This window comes from Paraburkholderia guartelaensis, from assembly GCF_004353905.1.
GTDB lineage: Bacteria > Pseudomonadota > Gammaproteobacteria > Burkholderiales > Burkholderiaceae > Paraburkholderia > Paraburkholderia guartelaensis.
The window spans coordinates 333,783-349,683 of record NZ_SMOD01000004.1 but is presented as its reverse complement, the minus strand read 5'-3'; the positions used below and the strand labels follow the sequence as shown (position 1 = coordinate 349,683).

Annotated in this window: 14 protein-coding genes and 1 pseudogene; 8 read left to right on the top strand and 7 right to left on the bottom strand. The window is 65.6% G+C overall.

The genetic code is table 11. From position 1 onward, the window contains the following. The 3 genes and pseudogenes from E1N52_RS07850 to E1N52_RS07840 all read right to left on the bottom strand — a co-directional run. Nucleotides 1-242 (bottom strand): annotated as a pseudogene (locus tag E1N52_RS07850) (IS256 family transposase); the annotation flags it as partial. 165 nt (nt 243-407) lie between these two features. Further along, on the bottom strand, nt 408-893 hold the full coding sequence (locus E1N52_RS07845) for a PH domain-containing protein (RefSeq protein ID WP_133181679.1): 486 nt from the start codon (nt 891-893) through the stop codon (nt 408-410). Nucleotides 894-1,112: 219 nt separating this feature from the next. Next, entirely contained in the window at nt 1,113-2,693 is a 1,581-nt protein-coding gene (locus tag E1N52_RS07840) for an acid phosphatase (RefSeq protein ID WP_205965588.1), read from the bottom strand. A gap of 286 nt (nt 2,694-2,979) precedes the next feature. On the opposite strand from E1N52_RS07840, the gene E1N52_RS07835 reads away from it, so the two are divergent. Then, entirely contained in the window at nt 2,980-4,404 is a 1,425-nt protein-coding gene (locus E1N52_RS07835; RefSeq protein WP_425468029.1) for a cytochrome-c peroxidase, read from the top strand. A 19-nt stretch (nt 4,405-4,423) separates the two neighbouring features. Here E1N52_RS07835 and E1N52_RS07830 read toward each other — a convergent pair whose 3' ends face one another. After that, nucleotides 4,424-4,666 carry a hypothetical protein gene (locus E1N52_RS07830; RefSeq protein ID WP_133181675.1) on the bottom strand — a complete coding sequence of 81 codons (243 nt, stop codon included), beginning with the start codon at nt 4,664-4,666 and terminating at the stop codon, nt 4,424-4,426. A gap of 191 nt (nt 4,667-4,857) precedes the next feature. Here E1N52_RS07830 and E1N52_RS07825 point away from each other — a divergent pair, with 191 nt between their 5' ends. Further along, nucleotides 4,858-5,256 carry an RT0821/Lpp0805 family surface protein gene (locus E1N52_RS07825; protein ID WP_133181673.1) on the top strand — a complete coding sequence of 133 codons (399 nt, stop codon included), beginning with the start codon at nt 4,858-4,860 and terminating at the stop codon, nt 5,254-5,256. Between the two features lie 7 nt (nt 5,257-5,263). Next, nucleotides 5,264-5,713: an NUDIX domain-containing protein gene (locus E1N52_RS07820; protein WP_133181671.1), complete on the top strand. Its 450-nt coding sequence runs from the start codon at nt 5,264-5,266 to the stop codon at nt 5,711-5,713. Between the two features lie 84 nt (nt 5,714-5,797). Here the strand turns inward: E1N52_RS07820 and E1N52_RS07815 are convergent, their stop codons facing one another. Continuing rightward, a complete protein-coding gene (locus tag E1N52_RS07815; protein ID WP_069268689.1) occupies nt 5,798-7,516 on the bottom strand; it encodes a glutamine--tRNA ligase/YqeY domain fusion protein in 1,719 nt (572 codons plus the stop codon). A 150-nt stretch (nt 7,517-7,666) separates the two neighbouring features. Here E1N52_RS07815 and E1N52_RS07810 point away from each other — a divergent pair, with 150 nt between their 5' ends. After that, nucleotides 7,667-8,230, top strand: coding sequence for an RBBP9/YdeN family alpha/beta hydrolase (locus tag E1N52_RS07810; protein ID WP_133181670.1), 564 nt, complete (start codon nt 7,667-7,669; stop codon nt 8,228-8,230). A gap of 24 nt (nt 8,231-8,254) precedes the next feature. Here E1N52_RS07810 and E1N52_RS07805 read toward each other — a convergent pair whose 3' ends face one another. Further along, nucleotides 8,255-9,475 carry a CaiB/BaiF CoA transferase family protein gene (locus E1N52_RS07805; RefSeq protein WP_133181668.1) on the bottom strand — a complete coding sequence of 407 codons (1,221 nt, stop codon included), beginning with the start codon at nt 9,473-9,475 and terminating at the stop codon, nt 8,255-8,257. Nucleotides 9,476-9,801: 326 nt separating this feature from the next. Here E1N52_RS07805 and alaS point away from each other — a divergent pair, with 326 nt between their 5' ends. Then, a complete protein-coding gene (alaS, locus tag E1N52_RS07800) occupies nt 9,802-12,426 on the top strand; it encodes an alanine--tRNA ligase (RefSeq protein ID WP_133181666.1) in 2,625 nt (874 codons plus the stop codon). A gap of 81 nt (nt 12,427-12,507) precedes the next feature. Here the strand turns inward: alaS and E1N52_RS07795 are convergent, their stop codons facing one another. Then, nucleotides 12,508-13,449 carry a LysR substrate-binding domain-containing protein gene (locus E1N52_RS07795; protein WP_133181664.1) on the bottom strand — a complete coding sequence of 314 codons (942 nt, stop codon included), beginning with the start codon at nt 13,447-13,449 and terminating at the stop codon, nt 12,508-12,510. Between the two features lie 97 nt (nt 13,450-13,546). Between E1N52_RS07795 and E1N52_RS07790 the strand changes: the two genes are divergently transcribed. The 3 genes from E1N52_RS07790 to E1N52_RS07780 all read left to right on the top strand — a co-directional run bounded on the left by E1N52_RS07790 (nt 13,547) and on the right by E1N52_RS07780 (nt 15,893). Then, a complete protein-coding gene (locus E1N52_RS07790; protein WP_425468028.1) occupies nt 13,547-14,776 on the top strand; it encodes a YbfB/YjiJ family MFS transporter in 1,230 nt (409 codons plus the stop codon). 93 nt (nt 14,777-14,869) lie between these two features. After that, nucleotides 14,870-15,400, top strand: a complete 531-nt coding sequence (locus E1N52_RS07785) for an NUDIX domain-containing protein (RefSeq protein WP_133181662.1) — start codon at nt 14,870-14,872, stop codon at nt 15,398-15,400. A 52-nt stretch (nt 15,401-15,452) separates the two neighbouring features. Further along, entirely contained in the window at nt 15,453-15,893 is a 441-nt protein-coding gene (locus E1N52_RS07780; protein ID WP_133181660.1) for an acyl-CoA thioesterase, read from the top strand. The last annotated feature ends 8 nt before the right edge of the window (nt 15,894-15,901 follow it).

The following is a 15,901-nucleotide window of genomic DNA, read 5'->3' as shown; positions in this document are numbered from 1 at the left end:
CCGCTCTTGCCGTTGCGCTGGTTGGTCGCGTTCTCGGGCCGCACGGCGCCGGCCGGATAGCCCAGATGGTGTCCAAGTTCGGCGCCCAGCGCCCGCTCGATCAGCGCCTTCTTGAACGCCGCTGAGGCGGCATGCACCGCTTCGGCCGTCATCGGCCCCTTCACGAACTGGTCGATCAGTTCCTTCGGAATGGACGGCAACGCCGTCAGGGCCTCGGGGGACGTCTTGGGTTTGCGTGGCATACATGCTCCTTGAGCTACATGTTATGCCTTACACACAAAATTTATGACAGGCCCCCGGGTCGAGCCCCATCCTGTCGCATCAGATCAAATAAACAAAAAGCCCGGCCTTCCCCGCCGGGCTTTTTGCTTTTCAACACACCACGAATTCACGCCGACCCAAAACCCTCACGCCACGAGCCGCAACGGCACGGGCTCCTCGGCCTCCTGCGCGAGAAACACCATACGGCGAAACTCGTTCGGATTCGAAATGCCGGGAATCGGCGTAGCGATCATCCCCCCGCCGCCCACGACGAGCGAGCCATAGTCGAATATCCGGCCGATCAGGCTTTGCTCGATCCGCACGCTCTCGATCTTCGCGAGCGTCAACTCCACCGTGTGACGGCGCACCGCGCCGAACCTGGCCACCACGCGCTTGTTGGTCACGGCGAATTCCGTCGTCCACCAGGCGAATAGCGACGCGCAGAAGAGTCCTATCCCTGCGGCAAAAAACCCCACCGCTGCGAGCGGCGATGTCCCCATGGTGCCGACGAGCACGCCCCAAACCATGAGCAGAAGGCTGAGTGTGATACGCGGCCCCATCGCCCAGAAGCAGGGGTGTCCCTCGCAGACGATCCGTTCGCCTGGCAGGAGAGTCGATTCGACGTATTTCACAATGACCTCCGTCAAGATTTGTGCAGTAATTAATCTGTAAGGTAGTCCATCTCGCGGCGCAGGATCCGTGGTCAAACGTCGCGGGTCGACGCCCGGCCGGCGCGTAGAGCGTGCAGGGGGGCGATGGATCCGCGGCGCAATAAAAAGGGCAGCCCGAGGGCTGCCCGTCAAACCGGATGAGCAACATCCGGCAATCGATGGTCCGGCGGTTTTTCGCGCTTAGAGTTTGACGTCGAGCGCGTTGGTCAGATCGCCCATCGGCTGGGCGCCGTTGCTCTTGAGCGCGGCGTCGCGGTTGGCAAGTCCCTGCAGCGTGGGCAGCGAGAAGCGGCGCGTGATGAGGCGCAGGATCGAGGTCGTGTCGTACTGCGTGTGGTCGACGTAACCCTTCTTCGCGTACGGCGAAATGATGAGCGCCGGAATGCGCGAGCCCGGACCCCAGCGGTCGCCCTTGGGCGGTGCAACGTGATCCCAGAAGCCGCCGTTTTCGTCGTAGGTGACGACCACGACCATGTTGTTCCACTGCGGGCTCTTCTGCAGATGCGCGATGACGTCCGCGATGTGCTGGTCGCCGCTTGCCACGTCCGTGTAACCCGCGTGCTCGTTCAGGTTGCCCTGAGGCTTGTAGAACGCCACGGCAGGCAGCGCGCCCGCGTCGATCGCCTTGATGAACGCCGTGCCGTCCATGCCGCCGTCGAGCAGGTGCTTCGCGCGCGCGTCGGTGCCCGGCGCGTAATTCGCGAAGTAGTTGAACGGCTGGTGGTGCGGCTGAAAGTTCGGCGCTGTCATGTTCGCGCCGTAGATCACGCCCGACGTGCTGTTCTGCGCCGCGCTCACGGCCGCACCCCATGCACCGCCGTACCATGCCCACGTCACGCCCGCGTTCGAAAGCAGATCGCCGATGTTCTGGGCCGTTTGCGCGGGCATCGTGGAGGCGTTCGACGGGTCGGCCAGGTTAGCGTCGCCGCCCGAAGCCGCTGCGTTGCCGCTCGGCTGATACGGCGGCTGCATGGTATTGACCGCGTAGAAGTCCGGCGTCAGATTGCCCGACTTCACGAATTTCGGCGCGCCATCGAGCGCCGACTTCGGCGAGTTCGATGCGAGCGTGAGCGAGACGCCGTCGGCGTCCACGGTCGAGATCGTCGGCTTGGCCGGGTTCGTGTCCGCGTTCGCGTAGTACGGCGTGCACGCGCAGATCAGCCACTGGTGATTCAGGAACGAGCCGCCAAACGCGCCCATGAAGAAGTTGTCGGCGAGCGTGTATTGCTGGGCGAGCTTCCAGAGCGGCAGCTTTTCGGCGCTCGTCGTGTAGTGGCCCATCACGAGACCGCCGGAATCGCCGTAGGCAGCGAACATGTCGTTCTTGCCGCCATGGATCTGCATCTGGTTCTCGTAGAAGCGGTGATACAGGTCGCGCGTCGTGACCGAGAGCGGCACGTTGTAGCCCTTCGCGTCGTCGATGGCGAAGGGCGCATTCGGCATGTTCTCAGTCATCGCCGCGGTCACGACGGGCGTGACGCCCGTTTGCGTGAGACCGTTCCAGACGGTCGGCAGCGTGGCCAGCACGGAGCCGTCGCGATCGAGCTGCTGCGCGCTTTGCGCGCTCGCGTTCTGCAGGCCGTTGGCGTTCGGGAAGCTGCCGTACAGGTTGTCGAAGCTGCGGTTTTCCGCGTAGATCACGACGATGTTCTTCACCGACGAAAGGCCGGGCTTGCTGTCGTTGCCGCCGCAAGCCGCGACGGCCAGTGCCGACGCCGCTACCGCGATTGGCGTGGCATAGAACCATTTTCTGTTGATCATTTTTCTCTCTCTCGCGTTGGGGGCCCGCATGGAGACCGGCGCGAATGACACTGGCCTTCGGGCGAGCCGCAGTGTCGCAATCGTTTTTGACAGCGATATGTAAAAAATTACATTTAGCTTTTTATTAGCCTTTGATTGTTTGACGTTCGCCTTACCGGATGTCATTTGAGCGTCACATCCCTGACATACGCTTTCGCGACTTCGATGCGCGCTTGAGCGCATCGGCATTCGCAATGCAGCGGCGCGACGGCACGCGCGCGCCGCGCTCAAGCTTCGGGGACCAGGCATGTTGCGTAGATTGGCGCGTCGTTCGGCGCGAACGGAAGGTCAGGCGCGGGATCGATCACACGGCGGCGCGCGCCGCCACGCGGGGCGCTTCATGATGGCGGCGGGGCTGTCGTTGCTGTTGGCGGCATGCGACGGCAGCACGCCCACGACCGGTCCTGCCGATGCCGATGCGGCGTCAGGTGCATCCGGCAGCGCCTCGCGCGCGCACGACGCCAACGCGAACGCTCGCGCCGTACAGGGCGCGAAGCTCATGAAGATCGCCGCGCCCGCGCAAGGCGGCCAGACGCGTGCCGAGGTCTATGCACAGGTGCGCCGCATGACGGCGCTCGGCAAGCAGATGTTCTTCGACCCGTCGCTCTCGGGCTCGGGCAAGATGGCGTGCGCGTCGTGCCACAGCCCGGACCACGCGTTCACGCCGACGAACTCGCTCGACGTGCAGATCGGCGGCACGGACATGCGACGCCAGGGCATGCGCGCCGTCCCGACGCTCAAGTATCTGCAGTCGGTGCCGGCGTTCGCCGAGCACTATCACGACTCCGATGACGAAGGCGATGAAAGCGTCGATGCCGGTCCAACCGGCGGACTCACGTGGGACGGTCGCGTCGATCGAGGCTCGGACCAGGCGCGCATTCCATTGCTCTCGACGTTCGAGATGGCGAGTTCGCCGAAGAAGGTCGCCGAAGCGGTGCGCGCGGCACCCTACGCTGGGGCGTTTCGCGAGGCATTCGGCGAACGCGTCTTCGCTGACGACGACGCAACGTTCAAGGCAGTACTGAAGTCACTGGAGACATTCGAGCAGTCGCCCGAGGTGTTCTATCCGTACACGAGCAAGTACGACGCGTACCTGGCCGGCAAGGCCACGCTCAGCGCCGCCGAACTGCGCGGGCTACAGCTCTTCAACGACGAGAAGAAGGGCAATTGCGCGAGCTGCCATATCAGCCAGCGCGCAAAAGACGGCTCGCCTCCGCAGTTCAGCGACTTCGGCCTGATCGCCGTGGGCGTGCCGCGCAACCGCGCAATTGCCGTGAACCGCGACCGCAGGTTTTTCGATCTCGGCGCATGTGGCCCGGAGCGCACGGATCTCGATCATCGCGCGGAATTTTGCGGGCTCTTCCGCACGCCGACGCTGCGCAACGTCGTGCTCAAGAAGTCGTTCTTCCATAACGGCATCTATCACTCGCTGGAAGACGTGCTGCGTTTCTACGCGCGTCGCGATACGAATCCGGAAGAGTTCTATCCGGTGGTGAAGGGCCGGGTACAGAAGTTCGACGACTTGCCGCGACAGTACTGGGTGAATCTCAACACGGATCCGCCGTTCGATCGCAAACCCGGCGACGAGCCGGTGTTCAGCAACGCCGAAATCAAGGATGTGATTGCGTTTCTCGACACGCTCACCGACGGCTGGCAGCCGGCCGCGCACTGAGTGTGGACTGGGCGCAGCGTCAGACGCCCGCGATCAGCAGGCAGGCGCCGGTGAGCACGAGGAAGGACGCGAGCAAGCCGACCGTGCCGATGCGCACCGTGGCGTCCGGCCAGCGCGGCGCGTGCTCGGGACGGAGCGTGAAGTTCGGGCCGGGCGCCCGCGATTGTGGCGCGTGTGTGTAGTGCGCGACGAAGGACATCAAGCCAATGCAGATGAGGGCTAGCAGGACCGCAAAGACCCTCAATGCGATGGCGTAAGTCATGTCGGATAGTCCCGATGGGCTGTAAGTGGGCGAGGGAGCCATCGTAGTGATCGGCTATCTCCTGCACCATCGGATCAATCTGAAAAGCGACCGGCCGCCGGCGCGTGGAGCCGGCCTTGCTGGACGAGCCGAAAAAAGGGCGCGTGTTATGCTTTTCGTCGATGCTTTCAGTCCGTCGAGGAGAACACATAATGTCCAGAATGCCCCGAACCCTTCACACGCTGAGCGCCTTGGGCGCGGCGCTCTTTGTCGCCGTTGGCATGGGCAGCGCGCATGCCGCCAACCTGGGCTTCCTGAACAACACGCCCATGTCGTTCATGACCCAGGCAGACTACAACTCGCTCCAGAACGCCGTGCGCGATGCCGTCGAGCACAAGGCCGATGGCGAGAGCGCGTCATGGTCGAACGAGGGCTCGCGCAACGGCACGCGCATCACCTCGACCATCACGCCGTCGAATACGCAAAAGGAAGGCGACAAGACGTGCCGCGATACGGAGGTCGTCATCAACGCGAAGGGCCAGTCGATGACGCTGCGTCCGCACTTCTGCCGCACGGGCGAAGGCGCCTGGGTTTTCCAGAAGCAGCACTGAGCGCGCGGTGAACGGCAAGATCGTTTCGTGCGGCATTGTGCTGCTCGATCCTGAAGGCCGCGTGCTGCTCGCGCACGCAACCGGCACGAATCACTGGGACATTCCGAAGGGGCAGGGCGATCCCGGCGAGACCGAATCGCAGAGCGCGCGTCGCGAGATGGTCGAGGAGACCGGCATCGAAGTCGCGGCGTCGCGCCTCGTCGATCTCGGGCGCTACCTGTACCGGCGCGACAAGGATCTGCATCTCTTTGCCGCGCGCGCGAGCGCCGATGAACTCGACCTCTCGCGTTGCGTTTGCGTGTCGCTCTTTCCTCGACGCGAGGACGGCGTGATGATTCCGGAAATGGACGCCTGGCGCTGGACGGTGCCCGGCGAAGTGGATCGCTACGCGAGCCGCAGTCTCGCGCGGCTCTTCAGCATGTCGCTCTCGCTTGCGGAACTGCATCGCAGACTTTGAGGCGACCCTGCTAGCCGCCGAAATGAAAAAAGCCCGCACGAATCCGTGTGGGCTTTTTGTTTGCGGGCAGGCGCGGCGCGAGCCTTACTTGCCCCAGCTGTCGCGCAAACCGACGATGCGGTTGAATACCGGCGCGCCCGGCTTCGAATCGTAGCGGTCGGCGACGAAGTAGCCATGGCGCTCGAATTGATAGCGGTCTTCCGGCGCGGCGTCGCGTGCGCCCGGTTCCAGATACGCTTGCACCACGCGCTTCGAATCCGGATTGAGCGCTTCGAGGAAGTCGCGGCCACCCGCGTCGGGCTGCTCTTCGCGGAACAGGCGATCGTAGAGGCGCACTTCCGCCGGGCACGCGTGCGCTGCGCTGACCCAGTGAATGTTGCCCTTGACCTTGTAGTTGTTCGCGCCTTCCGTGCCCGATTTGCTGTCCGGGAAGTAGTTGCAGTGCACGGCGATCACGTTGCCGTTCTCGTCCTTGTCCGCACCCGTGCATTCGATCACGAAGCCATAGCGCAGACGCACCTTGTTGCCCGGGAACAGGCGGAAATAGCCCTTCGGCGGCGTTTCGTTGAAGTCCTCGCGCTCGATCCACAGCTCGCGCGAGATCGGGAACGTGCGCAGGCCGCGCTCCGGATGATGCGGGTGCACGGGGGCCGTGCAGTCCTCGCTCTGACCTTCCGGATAGTTGTCGATGATGAGCTTGAGCGGGTCGAGCACGGCGGCCGTCCGCGGCGCCTTGTCGTCGAGGTCGTCGCGCAGCGCGCCTTCGAACACGCTCATGTCGATCCACGAATCGACCTTCGTCACGCCGATGCGCTCGCAGAAGAGCTGGATCGCTTCGGGCGTGAAGCCGCGGCGGCGCACGCCGACGATGGTCGGCATACGCGGGTCGTCCCAGCCTTCAACGTGGCCTTCGGTCACCAGTTGCAGCAGCTTGCGCTTGCTCGTGATCGCGTAGGTGAGGTTCAGGCGCGAAAATTCGATTTGCTGCGGCAGCGGGCGCGTGAACACGCCGGCGTCGGCCAGCTCATTGAGAACCCAGTCATACAGCGGGCGATGGTCTTCGAACTCGAGCGTGCACAGCGAATGCGTGATGTTTTCCAGCGCGTCCGAGATGCAGTGCGTGTAGTCGTACATCGGGTACACGCACCACTTGTCGCCGGTGCGGTAGTGATGCGCGAAGCGGATGCGGTAGATCACCGGATCGCGCATATTGAAGTTCGGCGACGCCATGTCGATCTTCGCGCGCAGCACATGTGCACCTTCCTCGAATTCGCCCGCCTTCATGCGGCGGAAGAGGTCGAGGTTTTCGTCGACGGAGCGATCGCGGAACGGCGAGTTCTTGCCGGCTTCGGTGGCCGAGCCGCGGTTCGCGCGCATCTCTTCCGGCGACTGGCTATCGACATACGCCTTGCCGCGCTGGATCAGCAGCTCGGCGAACTCGTAGAGCTTGTCGTAGTAGTCGCTCGCGTAGAAGAGGTATTCCTGATCTTCTTTCTTCCACTCGAAGCCGAGCCATTCGACGGCGTCGATGATCGAGTTGACGTATTCGACATCTTCCTTCTCCGGGTTCGTGTCGTCGAAGCGCAGGTGGCACACGCCGCCGTAGCTTTTCGCGACGCCGAAGTTCAGGCAGATGCTCTTCGCGTGGCCGATGTGAAGGTAGCCATTCGGCTCCGGCGGGAAGCGCGTTTCGACGCGCTGCGCCCACTTGCCCGAGCGGTTGTCGTCGTCGATGATGTTGCGGATGAAATTGGATGCCGCAGGCGCGTCCGTGCGGTCGGCGTCTTTACGTTCGGTATTCATGCGAAAAGGGAGTCGTTCGAGGGCGCCCGTCAAAAGGATAAAAGCGCGTAACTGGGCACCCGATGGTGTCTTCCATTCTACCTGACGCGACCCGCCGTGCCAGTCCCGGTGCCGGATCGTCGCGCGGACCACAACAAGCGAGGGGAAAACGTGACATCGAGCGAAACGGCTGTGCTGGTGCTGCCGGGCTACATGGATTCGGGGCCGGGGCACTGGCAGACGCGCTGGGAAGCCGCGCACGCGGGCTTTGCACGGGTGCAGATGCCCGACTGGATGCACCCGGACTGCGAGGCGTGGTGCGCGGCGCTGGAGGCTGCCGTACAACGCGCGCCGGCTGGCGTGCGCTTCGCCGCTCACAGCCTTGGCTGCCTGACCGTGGCGCACTGGGCCGCGCATCACGCGAGCGCGGCGACGCGCGCGAAGGTGGCCGGCGCGCTGCTGGTGGCGCTACCCGATCCGCACGGTCCCGAATTTCCGCGCGATGCGCGGGGCTTCGATCCGGTTCCGCTGCAAGCGTTGCCATTTGCGAGCGTTGTAGTCGCCAGCAGCGACGATCCGTATGGCGGCGTCGCGTTTTCGCAGCGCTGCGCGCAGGCGTGGGGCAGCCGCTGGATTGAGATCGGCGCGCGCGGGCACATCAATGCGGACAGCGGGCTCGACGACTGGCCGCAGGGGCTCGCGTGGCTGACGTCGATGGGGAAAGAGGGCGGCTGAGCGGCCGCCCGCGCGGGCCTTGCGTTACACCACGCCCTTGCTGCGCAACGCCGCCACGTGCTCGTCGCCGTAGCCGAGCACGTCGCGCAGTACCGCATCGGTATGCTCGCCGAGCGTGGGCGGATGGCTCGCCACGCGCGGCGGCGTTTCGCTCATGCGGATGGGGTTGCCCACCAGCCGCGCCGTGCCGCCCGAAGGGTGCGGCACGTCCACCTGCAGCCCGCGCGCGATCACCTGCTCGTTCTCGAACACTTCCGCAAGGTTGTTGATCGGCCCGCACGGCACGCCTGCCGCTTCGAGCGCGCCGATCCAGTCGGCTTTCGTGCGCGTGCGGATCAGATCGGCGACGATCGGCACGAGCGTATCGCGATGGCGCACGCGCGCCGGATTGGTCGCGAAGCGCTCGTCGTCGGCAAGCGCGGGCTGGCCCGCCACCTCGACGAACTTGCGGAACTGCCCGTCGTTGCCGACGGCGAGGATGATCCAGCTATCGCTCGTCTGGAACGACTGATAGGGCACGATGTTGGGATGCGCGTTGCCCCAGCGCGCGGGCGGAGTGCCGCTCGCCAGGTAGTTCGAATTCATGTTCGCGAGCATCGCGACCTGCACGTCGAGCAGCGCCATGTCGATGTACTGGCCCACGCCCGTGCGGTCGCGGTGCGCGAGCGCCGTCAGCACGGCAATGGTCGAATACATGCCGGTCATGAGGTCGGCGATCGCGACGCCGGCCTTTTGCGGGCCGCCACCTGGCAGCGCGTCGCGCTCGCCGGTGATGCTCATGAAGCCGCCCATGCCCTGCACGATGAAGTCATAGCCCGCGCGCGAGGCGTAGGGCCCGGTCTGGCCGAAACCGGTGACCGAGCAGTAGACGAGGTCGGGCTTCACCTCGCGCAGTGACTCGTAGTCGAGGCCGTATTTCTTCAACTGGCCCGCCTTGTAGTTCTCCAGCACGACATCGCTTTGCGCAGCCAGCTCGCGCACGATGCGCTGTCCCTCGGGCGTGGCGATATCCACCGTCACCGAGCGCTTGTTGCGGTTCGCAGCGAGGTAGTAGGCGGCCTCGGCCGTGTCCGCGCCATCGGGGGTCTTCAGGTACGGAGGGCCCCAGTGGCGGGTGTCGTCGCCGGCGCCGGGGCGCTCCACCTTGATCACGTCGGCGCCGAAGTCGGCGAGAGTCTGTGCACACCACGGTCCGGCGAGGACGCGGGTGAGATCGAGTACGCGGATATGGCTGAGAGCGCCCATGCTATGTCTTCCGATGTCGTTCTAAGGCAGGCCAAGAGCGCGGGTTGTGCGCTGGCCGATGCCGCCCATAGTAAGCGAAAAGGCGCAGCATGCGCCAATATTCGGTACAAGGTTCCGCAGTGCGGAACAAAATCGCTCGACGCATCGTGTCGCCGCGGGCCCTGTCGCGCCCATGCAAACCACGCCGGACGCGCCGCCGCGAGCGCGCGACGATCCCGTATAATCGTTCGATTCAGCATCGGGGTTTTCGTGAGCAAGATAGGCCCCGAGCGCGACCACGACAAAGTCTCAGCACCGTACGCCCCAGGAAGGACCCAACGCACGCCATGAAAGCCGCCGACATCCGCGAGAAATTCCTCAAGTTCTTCGAATCGAAGGGCCACACGATCGTGCGCTCGTCGAGCCTCGTGCCGGGCAACGACCCGACACTGCTCTTCACCAACTCGGGCATGGTGCAGTTCAAGGACGTGTTCCTCGGCACCGAAAAGCGCCCGTACTCGCGCGCCACGACCGCGCAGCGCAGCGTGCGCGCAGGCGGCAAGCACAACGACCTCGAGAACGTCGGCTACACGGCGCGTCACCACACGTTCTTCGAGATGCTCGGCAACTTCTCGTTCGGCGACTACTTCAAGCGCGACGCGATCCACTACTGCTGGGAACTGCTGACCAAGGTCTACGCACTGCCGGCGGAAAAGCTCACGGTCACCGTCTACAAGGAAGACGACGAAGCCTTCGACATCTGGGCGAAGGAAATCGGCGTGCCGGTCGAGCGCATCATCCGTATCGGCGACAACAAGGGCGCGCGCTACGCCTCGGACAACTTCTGGCAGATGGCCGACACCGGTCCCTGCGGTCCGTGCTCGGAAGTGTTCTACGACCACGGCCCGGAAATCTGGGGCGGCCCCCCGGGATCGCCTGAAGAAGACGGCGACCGCTTCATCGAGATCTGGAATCTCGTGTTCATGCAGTTCAACCGCGACGCCCAGGGCAACATGACGCCGCTGCCCAAGCAGTGCGTCGACACGGGCATGGGCCTCGAACGTCTCGCCGCGGTGCTGCAGCACGTGCACAGCAACTACGAGATCGACCTGTTCCAGAATCTCATCAAGGCGGCTTCGCGCGAAACGAACACGCCTGACCTCACGAACAACTCGCTGAAGGTCATTGCCGACCATATCCGCGCGTGCTCGTTCCTGATCGTCGACGGCGTGATTCCCGGCAACGAAGGCCGCGGCTACGTGCTGCGCCGTATCGTGCGCCGCGCGATCCGCCACGGCTACAAGCTCGGCAAGAAGGGCGCGTTCTTCCACAAGCTGGTGGCGGATCTCGTCGCTGAAATGGGCGCTGCCTACCCGGAACTCGCCGAAGCGCAGCAACGCGTGACGGACGTTCTGCGTCAGGAAGAAGAGCGTTTCTTCGAGACCATCGAGCACGGCATGTCGATTCTCGAAGCCGAACTGGCCGACCTCGAAGCCAAGGGCGGCAAGACGCTCTCGGGCGAACTCGCATTCAAGCTGCACGACACGTACGGCTTCCCGCTCGACCTCACGGCCGACGTTTGCCGCGAGCGCAACGTCACGGTCGACGAACCGGCGTTCGACGAAGCGATGGCGCGTCAGCGCGAGCAGGCGCGCGCGGCAGGCAAGTTCAAGATGACGCAGGGCCTCGAATACTCGGGCGCAAAGACGACGTTCCACGGCTACGAGGAAATCGCGTTCGACGACGCGAAGGTCGTCGCGCTCTACGTGGACGGCGCATCGGTCACCGAAGTGAAGACGGGCCAGGACGCCGTGGTCGTGCTCGACCACACGCCGTTCTACGCGGAATCGGGCGGCCAGGTGGGCGACCAGGGCGTGATCTCGAACGCGAGCATCCGTTTCGCCGTGGCCGACACGCTGAAGGTCCAGGCTGACGTGAGCGGCCACCACGGCACCCTCGAGCAGGGCACGCTGAAGGTGGGCGACGTCGTGAAGGCGGAAATCGACGCCATCCTCCGCGCCCGCACCGCGCGCAATCACTCGGCTACGCACTTGATGCACAAGGCGCTGCGCGAAGTGCTCGGTTCGCACGTGCAGCAGAAGGGCTCGCTCGTCGACGCGGATAAAACCCGCTTCGACTTCGCGCACAACGCGCCGATGACGGACGACGAAATCCGCCGCGTCGAACAGATCGTGAACGCGGAAGTGCTCGCGAACGCGCCCGGCATCGTGCGCGTGATGTCCTACGACGACGCGGTGAAGGGCGGCGCGATGGCGCTGTTCGGCGAGAAGTACGGCGACGAAGTGCGCGTGCTCGACCTCGGCTTCTCGCGCGAGCTGTGCGGCGGCACGCACGTCACGCGCAGCGGCGACATCGGTTTCTTCAAGATCGTGATGGAAGGCGGCGTGGCCGCAGGCATCCGCCGCGTGGAAGCGATCACGGGCGACAACGCCGTGCGCTTCGTGCAGGAACTCGACGCGCGCGTGAATGCGGCCGCGGCGGCGCTCAAGGCGCAACCTTCGGAACTGACGCAGCGTATCGCGCAGGTGCAGGACCAGGTGAAGTCGCTCGAGAAGGAACTGGGCGCGCTCAAGTCGAAGCTCGCTTCGAGCCAGGGCGACGAGCTCGTCGGGCAGGCCATCGAAGTGAACGGCGTGCACGTGCTGGCCGCGACGCTCGATGGCGCCGATTCGAAGACGCTGCGCGAGACCGTGGACAAGCTCAAGGACAAGCTCAAGAGCGCGGCCATCGTGCTGGCGGCTGTCGACGGCGGCAAGGTCAGCCTGATCGCGGGCGTGACCGCCGAGGCGAGCAAGAAGGTCAAGGCCGGCGAACTCGTGAACTTCGTCGCCCAGCAGGTCGGCGGCAAGGGCGGTGGCCGTCCCGACATGGCGCAGGCAGGCGGCACCGAGCCGGCCAACCTGCCGGCCGCGCTCGCCGGCGTGAAGGGCTGGGTCGAAGCGAAGCTGTAATACGCGCGTCGCGGCTTGAACGCCGCTTTGCGACGAAGAAGGGCTGTCCGTGAGGGCAGCCCTTTTTGTTTCCCGTGCGGCTTAGATGACGTGAAGGCCTGCGGTTGCGGCTGCAGTCTCAGCCGCGATTGACAACGCCGCGCTGCCCGTGCGTTGCGCATGCTCCAGCAGCGCATCCTTCAACGCGCCGAGTGCGGGCGAAAAGTGGCCGCGCCGCCAGGCGAGCAGCGTGTCGATCTGACCGAGCTTGCCGAGCGAATGCATCGTGACCTCGTCGGCGCCGCGTTGCAGTTCGAGCACCGAGCGCGGCGCGACGGCCACGCCCGCACCCGCCGCCACACACGCGACGATCGCGTGATACGAGCCCAGTTCCAGCACGCGCGAAGGCCGGATGCCGTGTTCCAGATACCAGCGCTCGACATAGGCGCGATACGCGCAGCCGCGCTCGAACGCGACGAGCGTGGACAGCGCGATGTCGCCGGGCTGGCGGATCGGCCGGTGGCCGCGCGGCGTGAGCATCACGAGTTCTTCGCGATAGACCGGCACGAGCTCGAAGACCTCGGAGTCCGGTACGCCGTCGAGCGGCGTGGCGATCAGCGCAGCATCGATTTCGTATTCGTGCAGGCGCTCGATCAGCTTGCCGGTCGTGCCGGTTTCCAGTTCGAGCGTGACCTCGGGCCATGTCTGGTGGTAGTGCGCGAGCAGCCCGGGCAGACGGCTTGCTGCAGCGCTCTCCATGGTGCCGAGCCGCAGGCGTCCTGCTGGCTGCCCGGCCTTCAGCGCATGGCGCGCTTCGTCGGCGAGCGCGAGCAGCCGCTCGGCGTAGGGCAGCAGGGTTTCGCCAGCGGGCGTGAGAATGAGGCGGCGGCCCTCGCGCGTGAAAAGCGGGGTGCCGAGTTGATCTTCGAGCTGCTTGATGCGCGTGGTCACGTTCGACTGCACGCGGTTGAGCTTGGCTGCGGCCCGCGTCACGCCGTTTTCCCGCACGACCGCCCGGAAAATCGCCAGTTCGGCGAGGTCCATAGTTCTCTCCTCGGAATGCATCGATTCATGATAATTCATTTTTCGTGAACGATAGAATCGCCTACGATGGTAGGCAGTTGCTTAATCCGCTGATCTCATGAACGACTACGTCCCCGGCACCGTCCACGTTTCCGAGCCACGTCCGCATGCCGGACGCCGCGCGGCACGGGCCTGTATGGTGACGCTCGCCGTCGCGCTCGGCGTCGGGCGTTTCGCCTTTACGCCGCTTCTGCCGCTGATGCTGCACGGTGGCGCGCTCGACCTGCGTCACGGCGGCTGGCTCGCCTCGCTGAACTACGCGGGCTACTTCGTTGGCGCGATCAGTTGCGTCGCGCTGCGCATGGCGCCCGCGAAGATCGTGCGCGCGGGTCTCGTGACCACGGTGCTTCTCACGCTCGCGATGGGCCTCACCCAGCAGTTCTGGATCTGGGCCGTGGTGCGCTTCGTGGCGGGCGCGGTGAGCGCGTGGACCTTCGTATTCGCCTCGCAGTGGGGCCTGCGGCGGCTCGCGCAACTCGGCGCGAACGAGTGGGGCGGCGTGATCTACACCGGTCCCGGCGTCGGCATCATCGCGACCGGGCTGTTCGTGAGCGCGGCAGGCGGTCTCGGCGCGCGCACGGGGTGGATCGGCTTTGGGCTGATCAGCGCGCTGCTCGCCGCCGTCGTCTGGTCGACGTTTGGAGAAGACATGCGCGCGCTCGCGCCGCGTCCCGCCGCGCGTGCTGCGGCAAGCGCCGCGCACGTGGAGCGCGACGGCCGCCGCGCCGACGCCTTCTGGCTCGTGCTGCTCTACGGCGTGCCGGGCTTCGGCTACATCATCACGGCGACGTTCCTGCCCGTGATCGCGCGCCACGCGCTGCCCGGCTCGGCCTGGCCCGATCTGTTCTGGCCGATGTTCGGCGCGGCGCTGATCGCCGGCGCGCTGCTGGCTGCGCGCCTCCCGCTGCATTGGGACAACCGCCTGATGCTGGCGGGCGCCTACGTGCTGCAGGCCGTGGGCATCGCGCTCGGCATCATCTGGCCCAACGCCGCGGGCTTCTCGTTCGGCAGCGTGTTGATCGGACTGCCGTTCACGGCCATCACGCTCTTTGCGATGCGCGAGGCGCGCCTGCTGCGCGGCGAGCATGCCGCCGCGTTGATGGGCTATGCGACGGCCGCCTATGGCGTCGGGCAGATCGCGGGACCGCTCGTGGCCGCGCCGCTCGCGGCGTCGACGGGCTCGTTCTCGCATTCGCTCTGGCTTGCGGCGGGTGCGCTCGTGGCCGGCGCAATCGGGCTCGTCTGGCGGGCCTGGCGCACGCGCGAGGCCGCACGCGGACTCCGATAGCACACTAGAATGGTCGCTTTCGCGGGCGCCGCGAGCGTGCCCGCCGGGCCGCGCGGCCGGTTCCCAGCGCCATCGACCCGTGTCTTTTCCCCCATGAGCGACTACCAGTTTTGCCCGCGCTGCGCCACGCGCCTGACCGAGCGCTCCGATCCCGCCCACGAAGGCGGGCGCGTGCGTCTAGCCTGCCCGGACCAGGCCTGTGGCTACGTCCACTGGAACAATCCACTGCCCGTCGTGGCGGCGATCGTCGAGTACGAGGGCCGCATTCTGCTCGCGCGTAACGCGGCCTGGCCCGAGGGCATGTTCGCGCTCATCACCGGCTTTCTCGAAAACGGCGAGACGCCCGAAGAGGGCATCGCGCGCGAAGTGCATGAAGAAACCGCGCTGCGCGCCGAGAGTGTCGAACTCGTTGGCGTGTACGAGTTCATCCGCAAGAACGAGCTCATCATCGCGTATCACGTGAAGGCGTCGGGCACGATCGCGCTCTCGCCGGAACTGCTCGAATACCGCCTCGTCGAGCCCGCGAAGCTGCGGCCGTGGCGCGCGGGCACGGGGCAGGCGCTCGGCGAATGGATGCGCCGGCGCGGCCTGCCGTTCGAGTTCGTCGAGCGTCCGGGCCAGTGATGGCTGCCCAACGATCGACGCTTTTCCGCGACGCCTTCCCTGGATCTCCTCGATGAACCGACCCGTCACCGTCGCCCGCTCCGGGTATCGTCATTTCCTGCCGATCGGCACGCGCTGGATGGACAACGATGTCTACGGCCACGTGAACAACGTCGTCTACTACAGCTACTTCGACACCGTGGTGAACGAGTATCTGATTCGCGCGGGCGCGCTCGACATCGAGCACGGCACGACCATCGGGCTCGTCGTCGAAACGCAGTGCAACTACTTCGCACCGCTCGTGTTTCCGGAGCGCGTGGAAGCGGGGCTGCGCGTTGCGCGTCTCGGGTCGTCGAGCGTGCGCTACGAGGTCGGGCTCTTTCGCGAAGGCGAGGATGCGCCCGCGGCGCAGGGTCATTTCGTGCATGTCTACGTCGATCGCGCGACGCGCCGGCCCGTGAGCGCGTTGCCCGACGCGCTGCGTGGGGCGCTCGAGCCGCTCGTCGTCGGCTGAACGCGTCT